This is a genomic window from Janthinobacterium sp. ROICE36 (assembly GCF_002869965.1).
Lineage (GTDB): Bacteria > Pseudomonadota > Gammaproteobacteria > Burkholderiales > Burkholderiaceae_D > Janthinobacterium.
This window is the reverse complement of the sequence record NZ_PEBS01000140.1, coordinates 1-5,041: the sequence shown is the minus strand read 5'-3', so window position 1 is coordinate 5,041 and position 5,041 is coordinate 1. Positions and strand designations below refer to the sequence as shown.

The following is a 5,041-nucleotide window of genomic DNA, read 5'->3' as shown; positions in this document are numbered from 1 at the left end:
GTTTTCCTTGGCATTAAATGAACACGGCAGCGGGTACGTGAAAGCGGCCGGCCAGCATCTTGATTTGGCGAACATTGAGATCGCGTTTACCACGCAAAATTTCAGACACGACGCCCTGACTTCCTATCTCGGGAAGATCGGACTGCGACAGCTTGTGTTGTTCCATCAGGAACCGCAAGGTAGCTAGAGGCGCAACGTCAACTGGTGGATTGTTCGCATCTTCGTAGTCGCCAATCACTGCGCCCAGTGCGTTGGTCAGATCGGCCAGGGGTGAACGCTCGTCAGCAGCGCCGGCATCGAGCAATTGATTTAGTACAGCGACAGCCTTGTCATAGTCCGCGCCCGAACGGATCGCGTGCAGCGGGACCACTGCCGTCAACGCCTGAAAGCGGTTAGTGATTTCCTCTACCACCTGGCGGTCCATTACGGCTTCCATTTGTCATACTCCTTGTGCGTAAAAACGTGACGAACGAATAACTTCTGCTGATCGAAATGTATCGCGGTGATGATGCGGTACTTGTTGCCGCCAATATCGAAGACATAGTAGGTTTCTACCTTATCGACAGCATTGAAAGTCGCTTTCACTTCAGCGAAATTTGAAAATGTTCGAGACTCAACAATCTTGCGCCATGCCTGAAGTGGCTCCCCGGCTGGCGGGTGGATCGCTGAGAAATCTGTCAGGGCTTTATTGGATATCACTCGCATAAACACACTATATCTCATTTTGAGATATGCGCATACATTTTTCGTGTCATCCCGATATCAGGCCGGGAGCTAATCCAGTTGCAAATTAAGCTGCCGTTTCAACAGCGAGTAAAGTACCCAGAGAGGTTGTACATTTGCCATTGCATACCCTATCATACCGGTGTTAGAACCGCGTGCATAGGCTTTCGCTGGTTTGGGTGGCTGCCGATTCCGTCCATTGCTGTGTCACCAGTCCACCGTATTGGGGGCTGCGCGACTACGGCGTCGACGGCCAAATCGGCCTGGAGGCATCACCAGCGGAATTTATCGCTGTCATGGTCGACGTATTAGAAGAGATGCGTTGCGTGCTGCGTCCGGATGGCACCTGCTGGATCAATATGGGCGACAGCTATGCGACCGCCGCTGGGCGCGTCGGCAATCACCCAGGTGGCGGGGCGCAAGGCCAGGTATGGCGAGGGGTGCGCGAAGGTCATGAAGAAAAGCAGGCGTACAGCGTCGGCACCCGCGGCACCGGCACGCTCACACAGCCAAACCGCATGCCACGGCAGGGCCTGAAGCCAAAGGATCTTGTCATGATGCCTTACCGCCTCGCCATCGCGTTGCAAGACGCTGGCTGGTGGGTGCGCCAGGACATCGTATGGAGCAAGCCGAACCCGATGCCCGAATCCGTGCGCGACCGCTGCACCAAGAGCCACGAGTACCTCTTCCTGCTTAGCGAGAACGAGAAGTACTTCTACGATGCTGAGGCCATCAAGGAGCCGGCTGCCGGCGCCAGGGACCACCCGCGAAACAGCTTCGGCACCAAAGATTACGACGTGCCGGGCCAGAAACCGCAGAAGCGCACAGCACGCGGCGTCGGGTTTGGTCATGGCACCGATGCCGATGCGCGTCAACGTGGCCGCGTCATGGCGTGCAGCAAGGACGACGGGCGCGACGAGGAAGGCCTGCGCACGGCCGCGCGCATGGGCGGCGGCACCGGCTTCCGCGAGGATCCTGCCGTCCGCCCTGATATGCGCAACAAGCGCAGCGTCTGGACTATGGCGACGCATTCGTTCGCCGAAGCCCACTTCGCAACGTTCCCGCCTGAGCTGCCCGAAAACTGCATTCGCGCAGGCTGCCCGCCAGGCGGCGTGGTACTGGACCCGTTTTTCGGCGCCGGCACCACCGGTCTTGTCGCCGACCGCCTGCAGCGTGACTGTATTGGCATCGAACTGAACCCGGCCTACGCCGAGATCGCGCGCAAGCGCAAGGCTGCTTGATGACAGCCTATCGCTTAACTTGGGTGGATTGCCTCGGCCTCCCCTTCCATTTCATATACAACGTTCGCAATGCGCCCAGGATTGCTGCGATCCTGGTAATCCCCCCATTTTTAGATTGCGCTAAAAGTAGAGGTTATCCTCTGAATATTTATTCATTTACGAAGCTTCAAATTTTCGCTCGCGGATAACACAAGCAAAAATTTGAAGCTTCGCTGCCACTTTTACCGCTGTTACTGCCTGACTGCCGGGGAGAGGGGCCCAAACGTAAGCACACTTATTTCATACTGCTACCCCTCTTGGCAAAGAAGCAATATGCCGACTCCTTACGGCTGTCGATTACCTGACTTACCGCTGTCAGGCCTGGAACTCTCACGTGGTATCTAACGAAGCGCGTCCTACCTTAGGGGCAGGTCTTTGGTGGCGCTTGCACCAAATGGTCTTTCTCACGCCCTTGGGCGTCGCGGAGGCTGCAATGGCACCGGCACGTGGCCAGCGATGCATGCGTCTGGGAGCTTCCAGATATCCGCCTTTTTGTGTCTCTATGTGAATCTCAAGGCCCAGACCGGAGCCCTACGGCGCAGCTGATATCGAGATGCTTGTGTCAGTGCAAAAAACGCCCAATTCTGCGCTAAAACTCTCGCGCACAATCGTGTTTAGTATAGAATTAGTGTTCCTAATCCCCTTCTTACCCGCATGTAGCCTGGGTTTCGTCGTCACTCAGTGTGCGCCAGAACTGTCAGTGCCACATAAGAAAAACGGGCGAACGTTGGAATAACGATTAGTGAAGCTTAAGAATTGAGGTGATGTTGCCAGTGCAGTTAGCTGGCTTGGGGGAGTTGCCGCTGAAGCGACAGTACGAATAGGTGCTTTTCGATTCCGTAGGAACTGAAAAGAAGATTGGATAAAAAAATGCCGCAGATCGACAACAGAATAGTAACGGTTCCAACGATGCTGGTCAATGAGAAAACGTGGCAAGAATCAGTGCATTTAGCGTTTTCGTTTTGAATCATGGATGTATATTCATTCGAAGTGCAGCAAAGTGCAGCAAAGTGCAGCAGTCTCCAGAGTTTTGTCGCACTGGCGCACATCGGCAGGTCAATCAGTCATCCTGCAGCGCGAGAAATTAGAGCAAGGGCGGTCTCAAGTATCAAGTGCAACACCGGGTTAATTAATCGAATTGGCTTGTAATTGCAGTCTGATCATGTGTTCAGTATAAACGGCCAATCGCGTTTTCCAGCCGAGCGTTTGCCTTGGCCTTGTATTCAGCGATAGTGCAATGGCATCGAGTTCCTCCTGAGAATAAATCGATAGATCCGAGCCCTTGGGCATGTACTGGCGCAGCAGGCCGTTGGTATTTTCGTTCGATCCGCGTTGCCAGGGACTGTGCGGATCGGCAAAGTAGATCTGCACGCCGGTACGTTCGGTTAATATTTTATGGCCTTGCATTTCGCGCCCCTGATCGTAGGTCATCGACTTGCGCAGCGCTTCCGGTTCACGGTTCAGCACGGCCGAGAAACTGTCGACGACCGACTTGGTGCTAGCGTTGTCCATCCTGGCCAACACCACGAAACGCGTGGTGCGCTCTACCAGCGTGCCCACCGACGAGCGGTTGCCTTCACCCTTGATCAGGTCGCCTACCCAGTGCCAGGGGATGACGCGGTCCTCGATTTCTGGAGAGCGGATGTGGATGCTTTGCATGTCCTTTATCTGACCGCGCCTATCGGCGCCGCGACTGCGCGGTTTGCGAACCTGGTTGTGGTATCGTAAGCAGGCGATCAGCTCGCGCTTGAGTTCGCCACGCGGGTGCAGATAGATAGCGTTGTAGATGGTCTCGTGCGAGACGGTTTTATCGGTTTCAGTAGGCCACATGGCCTTCAGTATGTTGGAAATTTTCTGGGGCGACCAGAGTCGATTGAGATAGTGCCGGACGACTTGAAAAAGAACGCTGCCCGATTCCATCTTGGGTGCGCGCCTTGGCATCACTTGACGCGCCGCTCTTTGCAAATGCGCCAGGTTCGCATCATAGGCGCCAAGGCCGGCATTGCGCCGGATTTCGCGGCTGATCGAACTGGGTGAACGGCCAAGGCGTTTAGCAATAGTTCGGACGCTGCACTGGTCATCGCGCATCGTCATCACGACGGCGCGCTCTTGGGTCGTTAAGTGGAAATAGATTCTGGGCATCGCAACACCTTACAGGAGCAGGTGTTGCACTTGGTTTTAGAGAATGCCAAGTCTATATGCATTCACCTGCTATTTGACTTTTACAGCGCCTGCAGGTAAATTTGCTCCACGACCATAGGACATTAAGGAGCAAGATATGGGTGCACTCATCCAGCATATCAAGAGAATTGCAATCGCCGATACCCGCTTGTTTTTTGAGCCGTTTGTTGCTGTATTCAAGTTCATTAAAAAAGATTTCAACTCGCCGTCGCTGAAACACTAAAGTAATGGAATGGACGCCCCCTTTCAGAAACGGCATATAAGTGCCAAAGTGGAGATGTTACTTGTCCAGTCCCGTTTGATCATAAACGCGCTTTACGAATAGCTCCGGCTTCTTTTGCTGCCATTCTTTGAGCGCCTGGATGGGTGTTTTGGCACCGATGGCCCGTTGTGGAATGTGGTGGTTGTAAAGCTTTAAATAGTTGAGCAAGGTCGTCTCCAGATCGGGCCGGCTGTCGAATCGGGTCTGCTGCAACAGTTCGCTGATACGGCCGTTGAATCGTTCGACCATGCCATTCGTTTGCGGATGCCGGGGTGGTGCCAGGCGGTGTTCGATGCCCATGGCGGTGCAGACTTTATCGAAGGCGTGCTGGCCACTGGGCTTCCTGTCCTTTGTTGTGAAGCGGTCGGTGAATTGCGAACCGTTGTCAGTCAGCAGTTTAATGATCCTGATCGGCGAGGCCAGCTTGAGCCGGCGCAGGAAGTCGACACTGCTTTTGTCTGTCATGTCACCGTAGATATGCAGGAACACCCAACGCGTGGCGCGGTCGATGGCCACGAACAGATAGCGGCGCGAGGTTTCGTCTGGCATCTGCGGCAAGTATTTGATGTCGACGTGAACAAAGCCGGGTTCGTAG

The 5,041-nt window shown here is 54.5% G+C and carries 6 protein-coding genes; 2 read left to right on the top strand and 4 right to left on the bottom strand.

All coding sequences use genetic code 11. From position 1 onward, the window contains the following. Window positions 1-13: 13 nt before the first annotated feature. Both CSZ94_RS26850 and CSZ94_RS26845 read right to left on the bottom strand, forming a co-directional pair. Window positions 14-436: a helix-turn-helix domain-containing protein gene (locus CSZ94_RS26850; protein ID WP_102124293.1), complete on the bottom strand. Its 423-nt coding sequence runs from the start codon at window positions 434-436 to the stop codon at window positions 14-16. Further along, the gene (locus CSZ94_RS26845) at window positions 424-705 is read right to left on the bottom strand and encodes a type II toxin-antitoxin system HigB family toxin (RefSeq protein WP_102124292.1); all 282 of its coding nucleotides are present in this window, start codon (window positions 703-705) and stop codon (window positions 424-426) included. The genes CSZ94_RS26850 and CSZ94_RS26845 overlap by 13 nt, the downstream gene beginning before the upstream one ends. A gap of 197 nt (window positions 706-902) precedes the next feature. Here CSZ94_RS26845 and CSZ94_RS26840 point away from each other — a divergent pair, with 197 nt between their 5' ends. Further along, on the top strand, window positions 903-1,964 hold the full coding sequence (locus tag CSZ94_RS26840; RefSeq protein ID WP_146009912.1) for a DNA-methyltransferase: 1,062 nt from the start codon (window positions 903-905) through the stop codon (window positions 1,962-1,964). Between the two features lie 1,164 nt (window positions 1,965-3,128). Here CSZ94_RS26840 and CSZ94_RS26835 read toward each other — a convergent pair. Further along, window positions 3,129-4,145, bottom strand: coding sequence for an IS30 family transposase (locus CSZ94_RS26835; protein ID WP_102124290.1), 1,017 nt, complete (start codon window positions 4,143-4,145; stop codon window positions 3,129-3,131). Window positions 4,146-4,281: 136 nt separating this feature from the next. Between CSZ94_RS26835 and CSZ94_RS29085 the strand changes: the two genes are divergently transcribed. Further along, the gene (locus CSZ94_RS29085; protein ID WP_258001232.1) at window positions 4,282-4,407 is read left to right on the top strand and encodes a hypothetical protein; all 126 of its coding nucleotides are present in this window, start codon (window positions 4,282-4,284) and stop codon (window positions 4,405-4,407) included. Window positions 4,408-4,464: 57 nt separating this feature from the next. Here the strand turns inward: CSZ94_RS29085 and CSZ94_RS26830 are convergent. Next, window positions 4,465-5,041 (bottom strand): DDE-type integrase/transposase/recombinase (locus CSZ94_RS26830; RefSeq protein WP_146009911.1); only part of this gene is annotated, 577 nt, incomplete at its 5' end.

Bases quoted from the DNA above. Each gene is read 5' to 3' on its own strand.
- CSZ94_RS26845 (WP_102124292.1), bottom strand. From the start codon at position 705: ATGCGAGTGATATCCAATAAAGCCCTGACAGATTTCTCAGCGATCCAC.
- CSZ94_RS29085 (WP_258001232.1), top strand. From the start codon at position 4,282: ATGGGTGCACTCATCCAGCATATCAAGAGAATTGCAATCGCCGATACC.
- CSZ94_RS26850 (WP_102124293.1), bottom strand. From the start codon at position 436: ATGGAAGCCGTAATGGACCGCCAGGTGGTAGAGGAAATCACTAACCGC.
- CSZ94_RS26835 (WP_102124290.1), bottom strand. From the start codon at position 4,145: ATGCCCAGAATCTATTTCCACTTAACGACCCAAGAGCGCGCCGTCGTG.